20 protein-coding genes and 1 tRNA gene are annotated in these 19,567 nt (G+C 30.8%); 3 read left to right on the top strand and 18 right to left on the bottom strand.

Annotation, left to right across the window (positions count from 1 at the left end; translation table 11 throughout):
• The 4 genes from HM985_RS04940 to HM985_RS04955 form a co-directional block, all read right to left on the bottom strand.
• Positions 1-750, bottom strand: a complete 750-nt coding sequence (locus HM985_RS04940; protein WP_179375188.1) for a cyclase family protein — start codon at positions 748-750, stop codon at positions 1-3.
• A 119-nt stretch (positions 751-869) separates the two neighbouring features.
• Positions 870-1,997: a radical SAM family heme chaperone HemW gene (hemW, locus tag HM985_RS04945; protein WP_179375189.1), complete on the bottom strand. Its 1,128-nt coding sequence runs from the start codon at positions 1,995-1,997 to the stop codon at positions 870-872.
• Between the two features lie 107 nt (positions 1,998-2,104).
• A complete protein-coding gene (gene ruvC, locus HM985_RS04950) occupies positions 2,105-2,659 on the bottom strand; it encodes a crossover junction endodeoxyribonuclease RuvC (protein ID WP_173586289.1) in 555 nt (184 codons plus the stop codon).
• Between the two features lie 3 nt (positions 2,660-2,662).
• A complete protein-coding gene (locus tag HM985_RS04955; protein ID WP_173586288.1) occupies positions 2,663-3,301 on the bottom strand; it encodes a cell envelope biogenesis protein OmpA in 639 nt (212 codons plus the stop codon).
• A 27-nt stretch (positions 3,302-3,328) separates the two neighbouring features.
• On the opposite strand from HM985_RS04955, the gene HM985_RS04960 reads away from it, so the two are divergent.
• Both HM985_RS04960 and HM985_RS04965 read left to right on the top strand, forming a co-directional pair.
• On the top strand, positions 3,329-4,297 hold the full coding sequence (locus HM985_RS04960; RefSeq protein ID WP_179375190.1) for a lysylphosphatidylglycerol synthase domain-containing protein: 969 nt from the start codon (positions 3,329-3,331) through the stop codon (positions 4,295-4,297).
• Positions 4,297-5,430 (top strand): glycosyltransferase family 2 protein, encoded by a 1,134-nt coding sequence (locus HM985_RS04965; RefSeq protein WP_179375191.1) that lies wholly within the window; start codon positions 4,297-4,299, stop codon positions 5,428-5,430. Before HM985_RS04960 ends, HM985_RS04965 begins: the two co-directional genes overlap by 1 nt.
• Positions 5,431-5,432: 2 nt before the next feature.
• Here the strand turns inward: HM985_RS04965 and HM985_RS04970 are convergent, their stop codons facing one another.
• The 4 genes from HM985_RS04970 to HM985_RS04985 form a co-directional block, all read right to left on the bottom strand.
• On the bottom strand, positions 5,433-5,912 hold the full coding sequence (locus tag HM985_RS04970) for a hypothetical protein (RefSeq protein ID WP_173586285.1): 480 nt from the start codon (positions 5,910-5,912) through the stop codon (positions 5,433-5,435).
• 110 nt (positions 5,913-6,022) lie between these two features.
• Positions 6,023-7,153: a tetratricopeptide repeat protein gene (locus HM985_RS04975; protein WP_179375192.1), complete on the bottom strand. Its 1,131-nt coding sequence runs from the start codon at positions 7,151-7,153 to the stop codon at positions 6,023-6,025.
• Positions 7,154-7,162: 9 nt separating this feature from the next.
• On the bottom strand, positions 7,163-8,983 hold the full coding sequence (locus HM985_RS04980) for a M56 family metallopeptidase (RefSeq protein ID WP_179375193.1): 1,821 nt from the start codon (positions 8,981-8,983) through the stop codon (positions 7,163-7,165).
• 2 nt (positions 8,984-8,985) lie between these two features.
• On the bottom strand, positions 8,986-9,345 hold the full coding sequence (locus tag HM985_RS04985; protein ID WP_173586282.1) for a BlaI/MecI/CopY family transcriptional regulator: 360 nt from the start codon (positions 9,343-9,345) through the stop codon (positions 8,986-8,988).
• Positions 9,346-9,472: 127 nt separating this feature from the next.
• Here HM985_RS04985 and HM985_RS04990 point away from each other — a divergent pair, with 127 nt between their 5' ends.
• The gene (locus tag HM985_RS04990; protein WP_179375194.1) at positions 9,473-9,970 is read left to right on the top strand and encodes a DUF456 domain-containing protein; all 498 of its coding nucleotides are present in this window, start codon (positions 9,473-9,475) and stop codon (positions 9,968-9,970) included.
• 245 nt (positions 9,971-10,215) lie between these two features.
• On the opposite strand, the gene HM985_RS04995 is transcribed toward HM985_RS04990, so the two are convergent.
• The 10 genes from HM985_RS04995 to HM985_RS05040 form a co-directional block, all read right to left on the bottom strand.
• Positions 10,216-10,884: a response regulator gene (locus HM985_RS04995; protein ID WP_179375195.1), complete on the bottom strand. Its 669-nt coding sequence runs from the start codon at positions 10,882-10,884 to the stop codon at positions 10,216-10,218.
• A 6-nt stretch (positions 10,885-10,890) separates the two neighbouring features.
• Entirely contained in the window at positions 10,891-12,915 is a 2,025-nt protein-coding gene (locus tag HM985_RS05000) for a tetratricopeptide repeat-containing sensor histidine kinase (protein WP_179375196.1), read from the bottom strand.
• Positions 12,916-13,016: 101 nt separating this feature from the next.
• Positions 13,017-13,190, bottom strand: coding sequence for a hypothetical protein (locus HM985_RS05005; protein ID WP_179375197.1), 174 nt, complete (start codon positions 13,188-13,190; stop codon positions 13,017-13,019).
• 672 nt (positions 13,191-13,862) lie between these two features.
• Positions 13,863-13,936 (bottom strand) — tRNA-Asp (locus HM985_RS05010).
• 66 nt (positions 13,937-14,002) lie between these two features.
• The gene (locus HM985_RS05015; protein WP_179375198.1) at positions 14,003-14,935 is read right to left on the bottom strand and encodes a DUF58 domain-containing protein; all 933 of its coding nucleotides are present in this window, start codon (positions 14,933-14,935) and stop codon (positions 14,003-14,005) included.
• A 155-nt stretch (positions 14,936-15,090) separates the two neighbouring features.
• Entirely contained in the window at positions 15,091-15,408 is a 318-nt protein-coding gene (gene trxA / locus HM985_RS05020) for a thioredoxin (RefSeq protein WP_179375199.1), read from the bottom strand.
• Between the two features lie 293 nt (positions 15,409-15,701).
• Positions 15,702-16,667: an alpha/beta fold hydrolase gene (locus HM985_RS05025; protein ID WP_179375200.1), complete on the bottom strand. Its 966-nt coding sequence runs from the start codon at positions 16,665-16,667 to the stop codon at positions 15,702-15,704.
• Between the two features lie 9 nt (positions 16,668-16,676).
• Positions 16,677-17,657, bottom strand: coding sequence for an alpha/beta fold hydrolase (locus HM985_RS05030; RefSeq protein WP_179375201.1), 981 nt, complete (start codon positions 17,655-17,657; stop codon positions 16,677-16,679).
• A gap of 106 nt (positions 17,658-17,763) precedes the next feature.
• Positions 17,764-18,510 (bottom strand): SDR family NAD(P)-dependent oxidoreductase, encoded by a 747-nt coding sequence (locus tag HM985_RS05035; RefSeq protein ID WP_179375202.1) that lies wholly within the window; start codon positions 18,508-18,510, stop codon positions 17,764-17,766.
• Positions 18,511-18,572: 62 nt separating this feature from the next.
• Positions 18,573-19,136, bottom strand: coding sequence for a TetR/AcrR family transcriptional regulator (locus tag HM985_RS05040; protein ID WP_179375203.1), 564 nt, complete (start codon positions 19,134-19,136; stop codon positions 18,573-18,575).
• Between the last annotated feature and the right edge of the window lie 431 nt (positions 19,137-19,567).

Below are 19,567 nucleotides of genomic sequence, written 5' to 3' on the forward strand. Positions count from 1 at the left end.
TTACTCTATAATTTTATATAAAATAGGCTTACTTGGACTTGCATCATTCTCAAATGGTGCAATTTGAAGATTAAGCATATACTCACCATCTTCTATTTTATTAGATACATAAATAAACTCTGTAATAGTAGCATCTAAACGCACTTTACCACTAGTATTCCAAAAAGCATTATGTGCCAAAAGCGCTCCATTATCTAGCTCTTTATCTACACTTGGTAAATCTATTAGTAGGTGTTTAATCCCTTTGGATTTTAAATAATTAGCAGCATCTTCCAATAAATAAGTTGGATTTGTGTGTGAATATTGTCTAGATTTTTTCTCTTTAGTATTTGGAAGTGTACGGATTACAATAGCTTCACGTTTTTTATTACCTAAAGCAAATTGTAATTGCTTTTTGGAAATCACATTGTCATCTCCTAATTTTTCTGGTGCAACAGTTACTACTTCTGCAAGAAAGAAAAATTGCTTTAAATTCTTATTTATAGAATATACTTTTTCAGTAATGTGCCCAACAGTTTCGGTATGAGTACCATGCGCATGCGGATTAAAAGTAATAGTATTAAAATTTACTACAGCACCATTAGCTACACTAATTGTTTTTCCTTCTGTCGTTTCTGGCTCTATCTTTGGAGGCCCTAAAAACCATGCACTAACATTGGTATCTTTACCTGTTAAAGGTATTGAAATATCTAAAGGTTGTTTTAAATCTACCTTTAATTTTCTAGAATTGTATTGTATTGTTGCTATCATTTATGCTCAATTTACTTCCACCAAATTAGATTCGGTGTTTCAGTAATTATTTAAATATAATTTGAATTGTATTACCACAAAATTACTTCAATTTAATCTTAAATTAAAAGATTCTGAGACTAGTTAAGGATAAACAGCTCGGATGCAATACCATCGCATAAAAATTGACCTTTTTTTGTGACACGGATATAGCCTTCATCTATGTATAATAACTCTTGCTTTATAAAAATATCTGCTTGTTTAAGTAAATAATTTTTAGAGTCTAAACCAAAATCTTTATTTACTTTCTCAATAGACACACCCCAAATTGTTCTAAGACCCGTCATAACATATTCGTTATACTGATCTGTTTTAGTAAGGGTTTCTATCTCAATTGGTAATTGGTTAGCTTCTATAGATTTAATGTATTTTGAATTGTTTTTCACGTTCCAACCACGCTGTTTTCCATTAAAAGAATGTGCAGAAGGTCCAATTCCTAAATAAGATTTACCTTGCCAATAAGCCGAATTATTTTTACTGAAATAGCCTTCTATTCCAAAATTAGAAAGTTCGTAATGAACAAATCCTGATGCTTCCAATTTATCTTTTAAAATATGAAACTGCTCATGCGCTTGCTCGTCATCTACATTATCAATAATTCCTTTTTTTATGAAGGAAGCCAATGCTGTTTTAGGCTCAACTGTTAAAGCATAACTAGAAATATGCGGCACATTAAAACCAAGAGCCATCTCTATATTTGCTAACCATTGCTCGTTTGAAGCGTTAGGGATTCCATAAATTAAATCTAGAGAGATGTTATCAAAATGTTTTGTAGCTTCTTCTAAACACATTTTTGCCTCTTCCGCGTTATGCGCACGATTCATCAGTTTTAAATCGGCTTCAAAGAAGGATTGAATTCCTATAGATAAGCGATTAATTTGGCTTTTAGAAAGTGCAATAATGCGTTCTTTAGATAAATCATCTGGGTTAGCTTCTAGGGTTATTTCTGGGTTTTCAGAAACCGTGTAATGTTGGTAAACGGTATCAATAACAAACTGTATTTCACTATTTGATAAGACAGAAGGGGTTCCGCCTCCAAAATAAATAGTTTCAACGGTTATTGCTTCAAATTCCGATTTTCTAAGTTCTAATTCTTTAGCTAATGCAGCTATCAATTCATCTTTTTTCTTCATAGAAGTAGAAAAATGAAAGTCGCAATAATGACATGCTTGCTTGCAGAATGGTATGTGAATGTATATGCCTGCCATTTCGTTTTTGTATTATAAATCGACCAAGCTGTTAACTTAGCACATCTTATAAATTAGAGGAATTATTTTAACTTGAAGATTCTTGCCTTCGCAGTAATAACAAACGGTTATTTCTTTACACGATCTTCATTCTGTTTTACAAAAGCACCCCAACCAGAATAACTTTTACCAACTTCTACACGTCCTTCATTATAAAAATGACAAACCGCAGCTGCTAATCCATCCATTGAATCTAGATTTTTAGGTATGGTTTTTAAACCCAGCATACTTTGCAACATTTTAGCCACTTGCTCCTTACTTGCATTTCCGTTTCCAGTAATTGCCATTTTAATCTTTTTTGGGGCGTACTCCGTAATAGAAACTTCGCGTGACAAACCTGCAGCCATAGCCACACCTTGTGCCCTTCCTAACTTCAACATACTTTGTACATTTTTCCCAAAGAAAGGGGCTTCAATCGCTATTTCATCTGGATGATATGTATCTATGAGTTCTACGGTACGCTCAAAAATAAGCTTGAGTTTTAAATAATGATCGTCATACTTTTTAAGCATGAGCTCATTTAATTGTAAAAACTCCATTTTTTTACCCACAACTTTTATGAGTCCAAAACCCATAATTGTAGTCCCAGGATCAATTCCTAAAATAATTTTTTCTTTACTCATGCTTTAGTTACAGTATCGGCAGCCATCTAAAGAAACCGCCAAGCCAAAGGTAAGGTTAAAAACACTACCGTTAAAAGCACCTAGACCTGTTGAGGCCGGATTATAATCATCTAAAGATGTTAAGCCATAGATATAAGCAACATCGGTGTAAACAGAAACTTTTTCGTTAATAGCATAATGCAACTCTAAACCACCTAAAAGATTAGCATAGGTCTGCTTATTATCTCCTAAAGTTCCTAATGGCTTCACAAAACTTATACCAGGACCTGCATGCAAAATAGTACGCATGCGCATGGGCACAAACCCAATATATTCCGTTGGGTCAAATACAAATTGTGCGTTGATCCTAGAGTAGTTAATCTTAAAATCTGGTGTATCACTCGAGTTTTTAAAACGATTAAATCCGTAATCTAATTTTACACCATAGCGATTAGTAAGCATATGTTGAATTCCTAAATTTACAGTTGGAAAATTCACCGATTTGGCATAAGACCCATTTACAAAACCATCTGTTGTAGGATAGTTGAGGCCAACTGCAAAAAGAGCTTTCCATTTAGCCGTGTTGCCATATTGTGCCTGACTACTGAATGTTATAAAAACAATACCAAAAAAGAAAATGTATTTTTTAAAAGCGTGTTGCATCTGTAAGTTTTTGATTTTATTTGCAATATGAATCTCATTAAACACTACAAAACTAAGCAATTATTGCTTTTACTCTTTAAATTGAGTATTGTAGTTGCTGCTTTTTATTTTATCTACATTAAACTGACTGAAAACAAAAACTTACAATTTAGTGCATTTATTACTTTTTTAGACAAATACGAATCATTTTCATTCAAAACCATCACTTTTTTAATTCTTTTAAGCTTTTTTAATTGGTTTTTTGAAATTCTAAAATGGAAAAACCTTGTAAAGTCAATAAAACCAATTTCTATACACCAAGCTACCGAACAAAGTTTAGGTGGACTCACAGCATCGTTAATTACTCCAAACCGAATTGGCGAATATGGTGCAAAAGCGATGTACTACACAAAACCGTTTAGAACAAAAATTGTACTATTAAACCTTCTTGGGAATTTAGCACAAATGATCATAACAACACTATTAGGTTGTATTGGCTTATTGTTTTTTATCAATCGGTATTCAATAAAAATCAATTATTATACAGTCTTACAATATAGTGTGATTGTATTATTGATTGGTTTACTTTTACTTTTTTTAACAAAGCAGAACCATTTTAAAATTAAAGGATTTTCTTTCCGCTCTGTTATTATTTTCTTAAAATCGATTAGCTTAAAAACACATCTAACAAATATTTTATACTCGCTACTTAGATATATTTTATTTTCATCTCAATTTTATTATTTATTGATTGTTTTTAGGATTGAAATTAGCTATTTTGAAGCCATGACTGTAATTACAAGCATGTACTTATTAGCTTCAATAATACCAGCCATTTCTATTTTCGACTTTGTAATAAAAGGTAGTATAGCTGTCTTTTTATTTAGTTTCTTAAATGTAAATGAACTTACAATTTTAACCATCACAACACTTATGTGGTTATTCAATTTTGTACTACCAAGTATTTCAGGAAGTTACTTTGTTATTAATTTTAAGCTCCCTAAACCAGTAGAATAATGCTGCTATTAATCGCCATATTTATTACGATAACTTATCTTATTATTATAGGGTTATTGACTTACGGCTTTGATAAAGTAAAAGATTTTAAACTTCAAAATTTAGAATCTAAAACTAAATTCTCTGTTGTTATTCCTTTTAGAAATGAGGCTGAGAATCTTCCCGATTTATTAACCTCTATTTCAAACCTGAATTATCCTAAATCATTATTTGAAATTATTTTGGTAAATGATGACTCTAATGATGAATCGGTGTTAATTATTGAAAAAATTCTAGCTTCAAATTCTACCATTGATAATATTAGGATTATTAAAAACGAACGAACATCAAATTCCCCTAAAAAAGATGCTATAACCTCAGCGATTAAAGTTTCTAATTATAATTGGATTGTTACAACGGATGCTGATTGTGTTTTACCACAATATTGGCTCGATACTTTCGATGAAAGTATTCAAACCGAAAAACCAAATTGTATTGTTGCCCCTGTAACTTATCACGGTGAGAATTCGTTTTTAAATCGTTTTCAAACTTTAGATTTTTTGAGTTTACAAGGTGCTACAATTGGTGGTTTTGGTATTGATAAGGCCTTTATGTGTAATGGTGCGAATTTCGCTTATAAAAAATCGGAATTTAAATCCGTTAAAGGTTTTGAAGGTAATGATGGAATTGCGAGTGGTGACGATATGTTTCTACTTGAAAAATTTATTAAACACGACTCAAAAAAAGTAAGTTATTTAAAAGCAAAAACAGCTATAGTAACTACAAATCCGGCTGAAAATCTTAAAAACCTAGTGCATCAACGTATCCGTTGGGCCTCTAAAGCTAGTCGTTATAATTTTTGGTTTTCAAAATTAGTTGGATTGATTGTCTTACTTGGTAATCTTGTTTTTTTAGGATTAATTATTTCGCTTATTTTCAACTATTCATCATCACAAACAATAATCGCTTTATTAGTTATAAAATTTAGTATCGACTTTTTATTACTATTTAAAACAACACGTTTTTTTAGGCAAGAAAACTTATTACTTTCTTATCTATTTTCTATTATACTATATCCCATTTTTAATGTGAGTGTTGCCTTTTTATCTTTCTTTAAAACTTATGAATGGAAAGGCAGGAACTTTAAAAAGTAAACTTAATTAATATTTACATTAACAGGAAACTCAAAAGCCGTAGTCACTTGTTGACCTCTTTTTATTGCTGGATAAATTTTTGGAATAGTTTTTAAACTCTGACGTAATAAACTATCAATTTCAGGGATTTCACTAACCGTCTCAGGTTTTATAGCTATCGATTCTACTTCTAATTTACCATTATAATCTATAATTATTTTAAGTACTATAGTATCGCTAACATCTTTAGATACAACAAGATTTTGATGCGCTAAATATTGATTAACATTGGTAATTAAAGTATTTTGAAAACAGATTTTACGATCTTCTTTTGCAGACATAGAATCGCAACTTGTAAATGTTGGGTAAGCATCAACCTCATTCCAATTAAAGGTTTGCAATTCTTCCTCTAGCAAATCTTCGGTATAGACTTTCTTCTTGTCGAAATAATCACAAGAGATCATTGTGAAAAATAAGAGTAAAAGACAAACAATTTGTTTCATTAATACAGTTCTAACACCGAAAAGTACAAATATTTTCTAGAATAAACCGCATAGACCACAACGCATTTAAAATCAACTATGAAGACACCTTCTACTTCATAATTACAATATTAATTTTCAGCTAAAAACTTTTCTTGCTTTAATTCTTTTAATCTAGATTCTGAAAACCTAACGAACGGATTTTCTTTATGCTTTTCTACAAACTTCTCATACGCTCTAATTTTTGCATCAATATCAGCGTAGTATTCGTCTTTGGTTCTTAACAGGTAGAATTCCGTAACCATATTAGAAGGATCTTCTTTTAAAGATTTTTGAAATGTTTTAATGGCTGCTTCGTACTTTTTCTGACGATTTAAAATTGTGCCTAATCGTTGATATTCATCTGAAAGCGGAAGATCTTTTAATAATAAAGATTGAGTCATAAATTCTTCTGCATTTTCAAAATTGTTTAATTTTTCATAATAACCAGCAATTACAAACATCGCATTGGCATCATTCGGACTATATTTTAAAGCTTTTTTTCGGAAATTAATAGCTTCTATATAATCCGAATTTTGCGCAAAAGACAGACTCAATTTTTCATAAATAAATTCAGATTCTTCACCTAAATCAAGCAATTTCTGAAACCACACAATAGCATGTGTATAATATTCTTGATGATAATAAGCTTGTGCTTTTAAACTTATCAGTTTCACATTGTTTTTATAACTTTTTAAACCCCGATCTATATAACCATGAGCTTCTATAAAGTTCCGTTTTATTAAATGATGTTTCGCAATTTTAAAAATAGCTTTTTGATGCGTTTCATCTAGTTTATAAGCATCCATAAATTGCTCTAAAGCCGAGGTGTCTTTTTGCTTTTCTAGAACAATACCCAACTCGTAGTGATAATTAGGGTTTAAACTGTCTGAAGTAATTAAATTAGTGAATAACAAATTGGCTTTTTCATACTTTTTAGTATGTGCTAAAAGTTTTGCAAATTCATACTTTATTAAGAGATTATCTTCATTAGCTGTCACAGCTTTATCATAATAATCTAAGGCTTCATCATAGTTACCAATAGCAATATAAGCCTTAGCTATATCATCATAAACAACATCTAAATTTTTAAGAGATTTATAGGTCTCAATGGCTTTGGAAAAATTACCATTCACATAAAGATGATCTGCTTCCGCTTTTATATTTTGAGCATTTAAATGGATCACAAAAACACAACACAAGAACCCTAAAATTAATTTCATAAGCAGTAATTAGTCTTTTTTAGAATCATGAATTTGAAAAACAATGGGCACAGAAAAAGGCACTACAACCAATTTCCCTTTTTGTTTTCCAGGAATAAACTGAGGTAACATTTCTAAAACACGTTTGGCTTCTTCCTCTAATTCTGGACTTGGACCTCTAGCAACAATATGTTTAACAGTCCCATTGGTATCAATTTTAAACTGAACAAAAACACGTTTTCTCCCTTGACTTAGACTATCACCTATACTTGTATTAAAGTTTTTAGCAATGTGCTTATTCACAAAATTATTAAAACAGTTTTTTCGATCTTCATTTCTTTCTAAATCTTCACAATCTACAGTTGTTGGGCTTTCATCGACTACTGAAAATGGGACTTCTGCTATTTCGTACTTAATTACCTCTTCTCCCTCTTGTGAAATATAAGAATCTAACACTAAAGTTGACCTACCATCTGTAACCACTAATTTATTAAATGAATCATCGTTTTCTAATTGCTTCAAATAAGCATTATAGCGTTTAGTTTCTTCTTTTGTTTTATCCGCAACATCTTCAACAAATAATTTTAAAACTCCTTCTTGTCCATATAACTCCCAACGTTCTTTTTGTTCTTTTGTGTTTTTAAAAGCTTTAAATTCTTCATAAGTTTTGAATTTATCCATACTCATAAATTTTGATCCATCAATATCAACCTGAGTTAAAGTACCCCCTTCATATTTGTTTCTAATATCATCTTCTGAAAGATAAATCAAAAATGCTTTCATTTTCAAAAACTCTTTTTTTGACATTAAATATTTGATTGTCTTACCCTTACTAAATCCTGCATAATCTGAAATTTCAAAAAAGCTAGAGCCATTTTTTTTCATTGCTCCAAATTCATCATAATACTTTTTCACCAACTCTGCTTCAGTCAATTCTTGGTCAACAACTTGTTCCGTTGTTTTCTCCTGCGCTCTAACTTCAGTAGAGGTATAAATTAACATTCCAAATACCATAGGAATTAATAAGGCATACTTAATAAGATGAAGCTGTTTTGATTTTGTTTTTTGTAACATAACGATTCGTTTTTTGATTAATGATGTATTGAAAAATGCATTGGTAAAAGACACCTGATTAACATCTAAAACCTGATTGAGTAAACTTTTATAATATTCCGATTTCCCGCTTTGTTTTACAGCTTTGGCATCAGCAATATATTCGTGTAATTCTTTAATTCTATTTTGGTAGATATATACTAGTGGATTAAACCAAAATATGATGCGTAGCAATTCAAAAAATAATAAATCTAAAGAGTGTAGTTCTTTAATATGCACCATTTCATGTTCGTAAATGGTAGATTTTTCACTTTCAGAAATATGTTCTCCTAAAAATATAGTATTGAAAAATGAATAAGCTGCACTACTCTTTATTAAGTTAACAATAAGCACATTGCCTTTCCAACGCTTTGGGTTTTTATATTTCACCCAGTATAATTTGGTGATTTTAATAAGAAAAATGAGTGTTGCAATTCCAATTCCAAAAAGTGCTACAATTTGCCAAATTGGGGTTTTTGGTTGCTCTAAAATGATACCAACTTGTTCTGCTATTTGAATATCATAAGCCGTTGGTGTTTTAGCCCCTATAAAAACTTCGGGTAAATGAATTACCATATCTTTAGTGGCCAGTTTTTTCAATGTCGGGAACTTTACAAAAGGCAAAATGAGTGACAAAACGGAAGTCAACATTAAATACGCTCTATTATAATTAAAGAAGGTTTCTCGTTTTAAAAACAAATCGTAAACCAATAAAAACAAAGCTTGAAATGCAATAATTTGAAGTATTGTATAAAGCATAATTAGTTCTTTTTATTAATTTCATCTAATAAGACTTCTATATCTTTTATATCCACATCATTTTTCTGAACAAAGAAAGACACCATACTTTTAAATGAACCTTGAAAATAATTATCGACTAATTTATTAATGGATTGATTACTGTAAGATTCTTTAGCCACAACAGGAAAATACACATGCCCTTTTCCTTTTTTCTCATAGCTTACAAAACCTTTAGATTCTAAGATTCTAATTATGGTAGAAACAGTATTATAAGCAGGTTTTGGTTCTGGCAAAGTTTCTATAACCGATTTTACATTCGCTTTTTTAAGCAACCATAAGGCTTGCATAATCTCTTCTTCTGCTTTTGTTAACTGCTTCATAGAACTAAGTTTTTAGTTTAAACTCATTACAAATATAACTAATTATTTAGTTTGAACTAATTTTATAGTTAATAATTGTAACACATACTTGTTTACAGCGTCTTATAAATAAATTGAACTTAATTTTATGGAACTATTTTTAGTCATCATTGCTTTTTTATTAATGATTATTGGAATCTTAGGTAGTTTTCTACCCGTAATACCTGGTCCATTGACGAGTTGGGCAGGTTTATTAGTCCTTCATTTTACAAAAGGTGTAGAAATGAGTCAGACTTTTTTAATAATCACTCTAGTTGTTGCTGTTATTGTATATGTACTAGATTATATAATACCTGCCATAGGGACCAAACGTTTTGGAGGAAGCAAAGCTGGAATGATTGGAACCATATTGGGTTTAATAATAGGCTTAATTACCCCTATTCCATTTGGTATAATCATAGGTCCATTTTTTGGGGCACTTATTGGTGAAATGATGAACAAAAATGATTTTAATAAAGCTTTAAAGGCAGCATTTGGATCGTTTTTAGGTTTTATAGCTTCTACCTTTTTAAAATTTATCGTTGCTATAATTTACTTTGGCTTTTTTATTGCAAAATTATTAGAGCATAATGCCAATTGGTACTGAACAAGTTTAATAGAAAAAGCCTAATTACATTAGATGTAACTAGGCTATTTTTTCTTGCTATTAATTCAACAATAATTTAATAAGGGATTAATTAACTTTTGCTGATGTTACAAAGATAAATAACACCTTTTACATTTTGCTGCGGAAAAACCGTAAACTTACTGTGGAAAAACCGTACTTTCCTTATTTGATAGGATATTCAGGCATATTTCTAACTGTAAAAAGCTGCATTTATTTCTCTTTATTTACAAATACCCCTTTTCACGAGCTTCTTTTAGCAAAGATTCATCTTTTCCATCTGCAATAGCAAATAAAATTTTAAGCTGTTTTTTACGTTTTTCAATGGCACTAGTTGAAATATCAATATATTCATTTAAACTTTTCGTTTTGACACCTTGAGATAATAAGTGTAAAATTTTTCTATTAATATCATCCACATAGATATCACTAGAAATAGTCTTCTTTATATAACTATTTACTGTACTACTGTAGTATGGTGGCGATTTTAAAATTTGTTGAAACCCATCGGCTAACTCCATAGAAGTTAAATCACTTTTAATAAGAAACCCATCTGGATTGATCTCTTTAATAATATTATGAATTCTATAAGTTTCATTAAACATCGTTAGAACAACAATCTTAGCCCGAGGCATTATACGTTTAGCCAATAAAGCTAAATCTTCACCAGATGCATATTTACCATCATCCGATCCTGGTAAACTAATATCAAAAAAACATATATTATATGGATACTTTTTAGAAGCTTTCTCTATCATTGCAACAGCAGTATCACAATTGTTAGCCGTATCTATATATAGCGTCTGGTCGTCTTTTTTTGTTGCCATCAATACATTTTGGTAACCCTCAATAATAATTGGGTGATCATCTACCATTAAAATCTTGATGTGCTCCATGTTTAATTAATTTAAATAAGGAATTTTTACTTTAACTGTTGTGCCATTTCCTGATTGAGAAGTAAAAGTAATTCGACCATCAATATCTTCTACACGAGAACTCATATTTTTTAATCCAATACCTTTCTTACTTTTTGATGTATCAAAGCCTTCTCCATTATCAATAACACTTAAGCAAATTAAGCCTTTTTCTAATGAAATACTAATTTGTATCAATTTTGCATTTGCATGTTTGTAGATATTTTGCATAGACTCTTGAATGATTCTATAAATGTTTATTTTAATCTTATTAGAAACATTATCCCAATCTATATCATCGGTGAAATTAAATTTGTAATCTAAACTATATGCTGTGGTTTGAGTTTCGATGAGTTCTGAAACAATATTAAAAAAACCAGATCCAGAAACAAAATCTATATTTAACTCGTGAGAAATTTTTCTAATATCTTGCTCTATAATCTGAAGTTTACTAATATATTTAGCGCGAGCTAACATCACTTCTTTTCCTTCTTTAAAGTTAATACTATCTAAGCTTAGCCGTACACCAAAAAGGGCTCCTAAAACACCATCATGCAATTCTTTAGAAACTCTTAATTTTTCTTTAGCTCTCGCTTCATCAACTTTATCTTGCTGTCCTAACATTAAATTATAGATATCTTCATTTGCTTTTTGTTGCAACTGAATTAAGTATAGTTTTCTGTTTTTAGCACGTTGAGAAATAACAATGTAGACAAGTATAATCGTCAACAAAAGCCCCATTGACAACATAAGTAAATAGAGGTTTTCTTTAGAGATTTGCTCATTTTCAGCTTCGATCTGCTCTGTATCAAATTTTATTCTGGCAAATTTATTTCTAACTTTTCTATCTTCTGTTCTAAGACTATCTGAGAGTTGGATATGTTCCAACAACAAGGATCTAGAATTATAACCATCAACAGCTTTAGACACGTTCAGTAAAGCTTTTAACCTAGTTTGATTTGAGCCGACCTTTTTTGATATATATAAGGCACTCTCACCGTATTTCACAACCGAATCTTTATACTTGTTTTTCAAGTAAAACTCAGATAAGTCTAATGACAAGTACATTAACGTTATTTCATCGTCTAAACCTTCAACAATTTTATAGGCTTTTTTATAATCACTTTCAAGTTCCTTAAAATCATATTTATCAGATTCAAATTTAGATTTATTGATATGATTAAGGAGTAACGCATAGAACGTAGGATCTTCGTCTTCGTATTTTGATTTTAAAGGCAAAAGACTCTCATACAAACCAATTGCTTCTTTGTATTTTCCTATTTCGCGATAAACATTTGCTTTGTTATTGATAGAGTAAATTTCATTAATAAATCCATTTTGCATCATTTTCGCATACTTAATCGATTCATTATAATACTCTATAGCTTTACTATAATTTTGTAACTCATTAGAATTAATAGCTAATAAGTTATATAAACTCCAGTACATATCTAAGCGATATTCTGTTTCTGGTAATCTATTTAAAATTGCAAGAGCTTTTACGGCATCATCTTCCGCTGCTGTATAAACTTTTGCCATTTGCTGAAGATCTGCTGAATAAAAAAGCGCATTAGCTTTTTTTTCTGAGACCTCTTTACTGTTATAAAATTTTAGTGCTTTAGAATAAAAAAAATAGGAACTATCGTTCTGTTGCGTATATCTATAGTACGATCCAAGATTAGAACCTGCTACTGCTACCGCTGAAGAATCCTTGAGTGTTTTTGCTAAGTCTAAATTGGCTCTGTTTAAACTTATATACTTGTTATATTCCTCTAAATAAAAGTATTGGGTAGACAAACTCCTATTTGCTTTTAAAACCATAGAGTCTATTTTACTCTTCTTCGCTAATTTTGATGCAGCACTTGCATATTTAAATCGTTCATTTAATGAGTATTTAGCATCCTTAGACTTCAATATTAACGCATTGACAGAATCTACAACTTTACTTTGGGCATAAACTACATCAGATGCCATCTGAATAATAAAAACCACAAAAAATATACGCTTTAACAAAGTTTTTTGATTTATCTCAAAAATAGACTAAAATTAGAAATCACATAAAAATAAAAGCTCTTATAGTTATACAAGAGCTTTTATTTTTATGTGATTTAATATTATTCTTGTGTTTGTAATTTCAATTTCTTTTTGTCCATAGCCAACATATCCTTAGGACTATATTCTTTATAAGTTGATGCATCTCCATTGTTTATAATACTGTCCGTTTTTACAACTGAAACTGTTAATAATAAGACTGCAACTAAAGCTAATGTAATTTTTAGGATTTTCATAAGTATTTATTTTAGGATTAAAATTATTTAATATTAATATGCACCGCAATATGCAAAACTCTGTATGAGAGAAATGGATCATTAACTTATCTCAGGAAGAACCTAAAACTAAAAACGGGAAATGTTTCCAGGTCAACAAACACCAATAAAAAACAGATTAAAAATCACTCTAATACGCTGTTTGACAATCTCATTAAGAACACAAATATATTCTTTAAAACGAATAAAACAAGATAATCATCGATAAAAAGTATTTTTAAGCGATAAAAAACAAATGATATGTTTATAAGTTGTTCAAAACTTTAATTGTTTTATTATGAAATAATTAATAAAAAATATTTAAATAAGCAACACCCCTCATTTAAACCAAAAAAAAGAGTCACGATTTCTCGTAACTCTTTTTTTTGATTAATAGCAATTATAAGCCCCCAAATATTATTCAACAAGGTCACTTAAATTCTATTATAATATCGCCATAAAACAAAAAAGCATCCCAATCTTCTTAATAAGAAAAAAGGAAAGCCTTTCATCGGTAAGTCCCTAATATCATTAGGACTCTTACAACTACTCTAGGATATCTCCTAGAACAACACAACATCTTAATCCCTTATCGTTGGGAATCTTGCTCAAAAAAAGCCTCAATTTCTTGAAGCTTTAGTTTTACAATTTTAGCGGTCTGGACGGGACTCGAACCCGCGACCTTCGCCGTGACAGGGCGACATTCTAACCAGCTGAACTACCAGACCGTTGCTTAATTGCGAGTGCAAATATACAACCCTTTTTCAATTCCACAAGAAAAAAACAAAAAAACTTTAAATAAATTTTTGTCGCTCTATCATATAGGTTGTCAAAACACTATTAAAACCCGCCTTAACATCAGCTTCAACGTACTTAATTCGATATTGTCCGCACCTTAATTTTAAATTATTAAAATATTCATTAACAGCCTTTTTATAATTATTTTTTATGTTATCGGCGTACAAATTAATATAATCTCCTGTCTCAATATCAATAAAACGCTTGGGTCTGTTATCAAAATCAAAAATTAATTCTTTTTCTTTATCAAAAACATGGAATAACACAACTTCATGTTTATTATGTTTTAAATGTCGCAAAGCCTCAAATAATTTTTCATCGTCCTCTGAGGTTTGAAACATATCGGTAAACACAAATATTAACGATCTACGATGAATCTTTTCTGCAATTTGGTGTAAATACTGATACGTTTCAGTCGTTTTAGTTTCTGGTTTTGATGTAACCGCTTCACTTAACTTATGCATTAGCATTTGATGATGACGTTCACTCCCCTTCTCTGGTGAATAGAAATCATACTTATCACTGTAAATACTCAAACCTACAGCATCGCGTTGTTTTTTTAAAATATGCATTAATGAAGCACCTGCTAATGCCGAAAATGCAATTTTATTAAGATTATTTATAGACGCAGTACCTTGTATTTCTGGGTAGTGCATAGACGTACTATTATCTAGTATAATATGACAACGTAAATTTGTCTCTTCATCATAACGTTTGGTATATAAACGATCTGTTTTCGCATAGAGTTTCCAATCAATATGTTTAGTACTTTCACCTTGATTATAAATTTTATGCTCTGCAAATTCTGCTGAAAACCCATGAAAAGGACTTTTATGCATCCCAGCAATAAAACCTTCTACGACTTGTTTAGCGAGTAGTTCTATATTTTTAAACCCACCTGCTTTATTTAGTTCTTTTTGTAAATCCATAAGCCATTTTAACCCTTCCTATTAAAAGATTTTATAATTTTCATCCCATTATAACCACTAATTAAATTGCACGAAGTACAAGACAAAAAACATGTACAAACTAAAAAAGGTTTGCCTAAATGGCAAACCTTTTTTAATATCTTTTAAAGTATAGACTATAAAAGTGCATCAATAGCGTCTGAATAAGCATTTTTAGGTGCAACACCAACTTGGCGACCTACTACTTCTCCATTTTGAAAAACTAATACTGTTGGTATATTTCGAACACCGTATTTTGCTGCAAATTCTTGGTTTGCATCCACATCTACTTTACCTACAATAGCTTTTCCTTCATATTCTGTACTAATCTCATCAATGATTGGTCCAACCATACGACATGGTCCACACCAAGCTGCCCAAAAATCAACTACTACAGGCTTATCACTCTTTAATACTGTTTCTTCAAAATTTGCATCTGTTATCTCTAATGCCATAATGTTTATTTTTTAAATGTATTGTACTTATCTTTTCTTTATTCCATGTTTATATGGAATTACAAAATTAGTCAAAATATTCCGCAAACCTTACAAAGCCCGTATATGTTTTGATTATAGCGATATAGAAGAGTTAGATGCTTGCTATTTTGGGCGCATAAACAAGGCTGTCCGTTATATCTTTTTTGTTTTTAATGACAAAAAAGGATACCACTTCCATCCTTTGCGCAAATTTGGGATAACTACAAACCTTTTCCTTTAATATAAATAGGTCTCAACTATTTAACTCATTATCATATCTCATTCTTAGATAAAAATTTTAAAATAAGTTTCGCAATACTTCGTGTCTTTTCTTCTGCAGCAAAATGGCCTGCGTCTAACAAGTGTAACTCTGCATTGGGTAAATCTCTTAAATAAGCTTCCGCTCCTTTATAATTGAATTTCAAGTCCTTTCTACCCCAAGCTATTAGGGTTTTTGGTTGGGTCTCTCTCAACATCTTCTGCCATTTTGGATACCGAATCAAATTGGTATTGTAATCCTGAAATAACTGCACTTGAATTTCTCTGTCTTTCTTAGACCTTAAAAACACCAAATCGTGTGTCCAAGCATCTGGACTTTGAATGTTGATATTTGTGCTGTCTAAATCAAATAAATACTGCTTATTTATTATGGCATCCTCACCTGTTAAGCTATATAAAAAATCATACTTTACTTGAGAAGTATCCGTTTGTGCCGTTCTAAAAAAATCGTGTCTCTTAGGCGTTAAACCATCTAGATATGCATTCGCGTTTTGAACAATTAAAGCTTCAATCCGTTTTGGATTTTTCATCATCATTCGATACCCCACAGGAGCACCAAAATCTTGCATGTACATTACGTAGTTCTTAATTTGAAGCGTATTGATTAGCTTCTCTGTATAATCCGCTAAAAATTCAAAAGTATATGTCGTTGTTGCTGGGTCTAAATGCGTGCTGTAGCCAGAACCCAAATTGTCTGGTGCAATAACATGATAATGCGTCGCCAACATAGGAATAAGATTTCTATACGAATGTGAAGACGAAGGATACCCATGAAGCAATACAATTGTTGGTTTGCTTTTATCGCCTGCCTCTCTATAAAACAGTTTTACACTATCAATTTCTACATAATTATAAGTCGTTGCTGGTGGTAAAAAGAACTGTTTTTTAGTGTCTTCTGATTTACTCTGACAGCTAAATACAGTTAGTGAAACCAATAAAATTATTGCAAATTGCTTCATTCTAGATGTTTATTTATTCTGATTTCTCATGAAATTTCTAATGCTTTCAATAATAGCTTCACCTTCTTCTTCTAGCGCAAAATGCCCCGTATCGTAAATGTTATAATCAATGTCTTTTACATCTTTTTTAAACGCTTCGGCACCACTTTCAGGAAAAAAAGCATCATTTTTCCCCCAAACGATTAATAATGGTGGTTGATTATCTCTTAAATAGTCTTGCCATTTTGGATATAATTTTACGTTATTCTGATAGTCATAAAACAAATCTAAATTTACGGCATGTGCATTTGGTCGAGACAACCTTAAGAAATCTAAATTATAACTATCCGGATCTACGGTTTCAATATCTCTAACACCATGTGTGTATTGCCATTTTAAACCCTCCAATGAAAATGCAGATAATAAAGCATCTTCGGTTTCTTTTGTTCTATTTTTCCATAGCGCTTTTATGCCAGCCCAAGCATCCCCTAAACCTTCTTCATAAGCATTTCCGTTTTGATTGATGATTGCTGTAATCCTTTCAGGATGTGCTGTCGCTAATCTAAAACCAATAGGTGCACCATAATCTTGAATCATTATCGCATAAGAATTAATCCCTTTTTGTTCTAAAAATGAATCAATAGTAACTGCAATATTATCAAATGTATAGGTAAACGTTTCCGCATCTGGAAAATCACTATTACCAAAACCAGGATAATCAGGTGCAATTAAATGAAACTCGTTAGATAGTTGCGCTAATACTTTTCTATATTGATACGATGATGCCGGAAAACCATGTAGTAAAACGATCGTTGGATTATTCACATTTCCAGCTTCCCTATAGGCAATGTTAATGCCATTAACCTTTAATGTTTTATATTTTAATGTTGTTGTTTTTATCTCACTCATAGGTGTTGATGTTTTTGATATACGATCTGTTTCTGTTGTTGTCTTCTCTTTACAAGACACAAACAGTAAAATAATACTTAATGTTAGAACTAAATTTTTCATAGTTTGAATTCAAATTTAAGTCTCAAAATTATTTTAAGACTTATAAAATAGAAAAGCCATAACCAAAATGAGATAAGGTTATGGCTCAATAATTATTTTTAGTTTTTTAATTTCTACCAGCCATAACACCACCATCGGTATCCCAAATGGCACCTGTTACCCAAGCAGCCTTGTCTGATAACAAGAAGATAATACTATTTGCAATATCTTCCGATTCTCCAAAACGACCTATTGGATGAAAACCGTTAAAGCCTACCAAGGCTTCTTTAGCAGCTTGTTCTCCACCAAAAACACCATGATAAACAGGCGTGTTTACTAGAGCAGGAGATACCGCATTTACACGAATGTTATCTTCTGCTAATTCCATAGCCAAATGTTGCGTTAGCGAGTGTAAACCTGCTTTTTGCATAGAATAAGCCGTAGAAGGCGTTGCTTTAACAGCTTGTTTTGCCCACATTGACCCAACATTTACAATAGAGCCACCTTGAGTGGCTTTCATTTTTTTAGCAGCACTTTGTGTGATAAAAAAGAAGCCTCTATTTAAATCTAAATACGAATTATAGTCTTCCATAGTATGATCTAAAAAAGGCTTAGGACCAAAAATTCCTGAAGCATTTACTAAATAATCTAAGTTATCTAAACCTTCTATCTTAGCTATTAATGCATCAACTTCAGTTGTATTAGATATGTTTGCTGTGTGTTTAATTAAATTGGTTGCATCGGCAATTTTACCCGTATTTCTTCCTACAACATGTACTGTTGCACCACCTTCTAACAACGCATTTGTTGTTGCATTACCAATACCACTTGTTCCTCCAATTACTAAGGCTACTTTGTTTTCAAATTCTTTCATTGTATTTCTATTTAATTATCAATTATAGACAGACAAGTCTGTCTTTGTTTGTTCAAATTTTTTTAACCTATTATTTTTTCACATAAATTTTTAGACTCAACAATAGGCCAATCTTCTTGATGCAAGTGACTTTCTCCAACAGCACTTTCGTAAAGTAAATATATTTGTCTTGCGAGTGAACTTACTTGCTCAGTTTTCACTTGTTCTAAGTTATTGGTAATCAGTTTTGCTATAATGGCGATAAAGTCGTTTTTTTGAGATTGAATCTCATTCCGGATCATCTCATTATCTTTTGGAATTTCCGAAACGGTTTTAATACACCAACACCCATTAAAATCTTTATCTTGATAAAACAGTTGAAGGAAATCGAATATCGCTAGGATTTGCTCTTTTCCTTTTGGTTTAGAGATCGTGAAATTTTCAAAATCTTCTAAAAAATTGATATTCTTATGCTGAAGATACGCCAGACAAATATCTTCTTTAGATTTAAAATGATTATATAACGTTGCCTTAGCAATGCCTGCTTCCGCAATAATTTGGTTGATACCTGTAGAATTATACCCATTCTTATAAAATAAAAATGAGGCCGTTTCTGTAATTCTATTTTTTACTTCGGCATGTTTCATGATGCAAATATATAAACTAATTTTTAAAAATAGACAAGTCTGTCTGTTTTTTTTCGAACTAAAATCTATTACACTTAATTTATATCTAGCTTTTAATATAAAAAAAACACTGCATAAGTGTTAATTAACCCTTATAAGTTTCTAATTTAATAGTAGAATCATTTTTTCAATAAGCTGATTTACAAGACTCTTGTCTAATTGAGATACCTCAGAACCAAGAATCACTTTTCTTATTTCAATATTAATATAACATTGCTTTTTAGTAATTATTCTATACTCATATTCTAATTCGGGAATTTTATTAAAGAAAAAAGTTTTTATATCTTCTAATTTAGAAGGTAAATCTTAATAGCTCTTTAATGCTTTAGAGTTTACTTTTTAATTTGAGGATTTCCTTTAATAACTTCAAATCCAATAACTAAACCTCTGTG

The sequence above is a fragment of the Winogradskyella wichelsiae genome (genome assembly GCF_013403925.1).
GTDB lineage: Bacteria > Bacteroidota > Bacteroidia > Flavobacteriales > Flavobacteriaceae > Winogradskyella > Winogradskyella wichelsiae.

What these genes read in the sequence shown, in the direction of transcription:
- HM985_RS05015 (WP_179375198.1), bottom strand. Translation starts at nt 14,935, where the DNA reads ATGGATTTACAAAAAGAACTAAATAAAGCAGGTGGGTTTAAAAATATA.
- hemW (WP_179375189.1), bottom strand. Translation starts at nt 1,997, where the DNA reads ATGGCAGGCATATACATTCACATACCATTCTGCAAGCAAGCATGTCAT.
- HM985_RS04995 (WP_179375195.1), bottom strand. Translation starts at nt 10,884, where the DNA reads ATGGAGCACATCAAGATTTTAATGGTAGATGATCACCCAATTATTATT.
- HM985_RS04990 (WP_179375194.1), top strand. Translation starts at nt 9,473, where the DNA reads ATGGAACTATTTTTAGTCATCATTGCTTTTTTATTAATGATTATTGGA.
- HM985_RS04965 (WP_179375191.1), top strand. Translation starts at nt 4,297, where the DNA reads ATGCTGCTATTAATCGCCATATTTATTACGATAACTTATCTTATTATT.
- HM985_RS04955 (WP_173586288.1), bottom strand. Translation starts at nt 3,301, where the DNA reads ATGCAACACGCTTTTAAAAAATACATTTTCTTTTTTGGTATTGTTTTT.
- HM985_RS04960 (WP_179375190.1), top strand. Translation starts at nt 3,329, where the DNA reads ATGAATCTCATTAAACACTACAAAACTAAGCAATTATTGCTTTTACTC.
- HM985_RS05025 (WP_179375200.1), bottom strand. Translation starts at nt 16,667, where the DNA reads ATGAAGCAATTTGCAATAATTTTATTGGTTTCACTAACTGTATTTAGC.
- HM985_RS05035 (WP_179375202.1), bottom strand. Translation starts at nt 18,510, where the DNA reads ATGAAAGAATTTGAAAACAAAGTAGCCTTAGTAATTGGAGGAACAAGT.
- ruvC (WP_173586289.1), bottom strand. Translation starts at nt 2,659, where the DNA reads ATGAGTAAAGAAAAAATTATTTTAGGAATTGATCCTGGGACTACAATT.
- HM985_RS04940 (WP_179375188.1), bottom strand. Translation starts at nt 750, where the DNA reads ATGATAGCAACAATACAATACAATTCTAGAAAATTAAAGGTAGATTTA.
- HM985_RS05005 (WP_179375197.1), bottom strand. Translation starts at nt 13,190, where the DNA reads ATGAAAATCCTAAAAATTACATTAGCTTTAGTTGCAGTCTTATTATTA.
- HM985_RS04980 (WP_179375193.1), bottom strand. Translation starts at nt 8,983, where the DNA reads ATGCTTTATACAATACTTCAAATTATTGCATTTCAAGCTTTGTTTTTA.
- trxA (WP_179375199.1), bottom strand. Translation starts at nt 15,408, where the DNA reads ATGGCATTAGAGATAACAGATGCAAATTTTGAAGAAACAGTATTAAAG.
- HM985_RS04985 (WP_173586282.1), bottom strand. Translation starts at nt 9,345, where the DNA reads ATGAAGCAGTTAACAAAAGCAGAAGAAGAGATTATGCAAGCCTTATGG.
- HM985_RS05030 (WP_179375201.1), bottom strand. Translation starts at nt 17,657, where the DNA reads ATGAAAAATTTAGTTCTAACATTAAGTATTATTTTACTGTTTGTGTCT.
- HM985_RS04970 (WP_173586285.1), bottom strand. Translation starts at nt 5,912, where the DNA reads ATGAAACAAATTGTTTGTCTTTTACTCTTATTTTTCACAATGATCTCT.
- HM985_RS05040 (WP_179375203.1), bottom strand. Translation starts at nt 19,136, where the DNA reads ATGAAACATGCCGAAGTAAAAAATAGAATTACAGAAACGGCCTCATTT.
- HM985_RS04975 (WP_179375192.1), bottom strand. Translation starts at nt 7,153, where the DNA reads ATGAAATTAATTTTAGGGTTCTTGTGTTGTGTTTTTGTGATCCATTTA.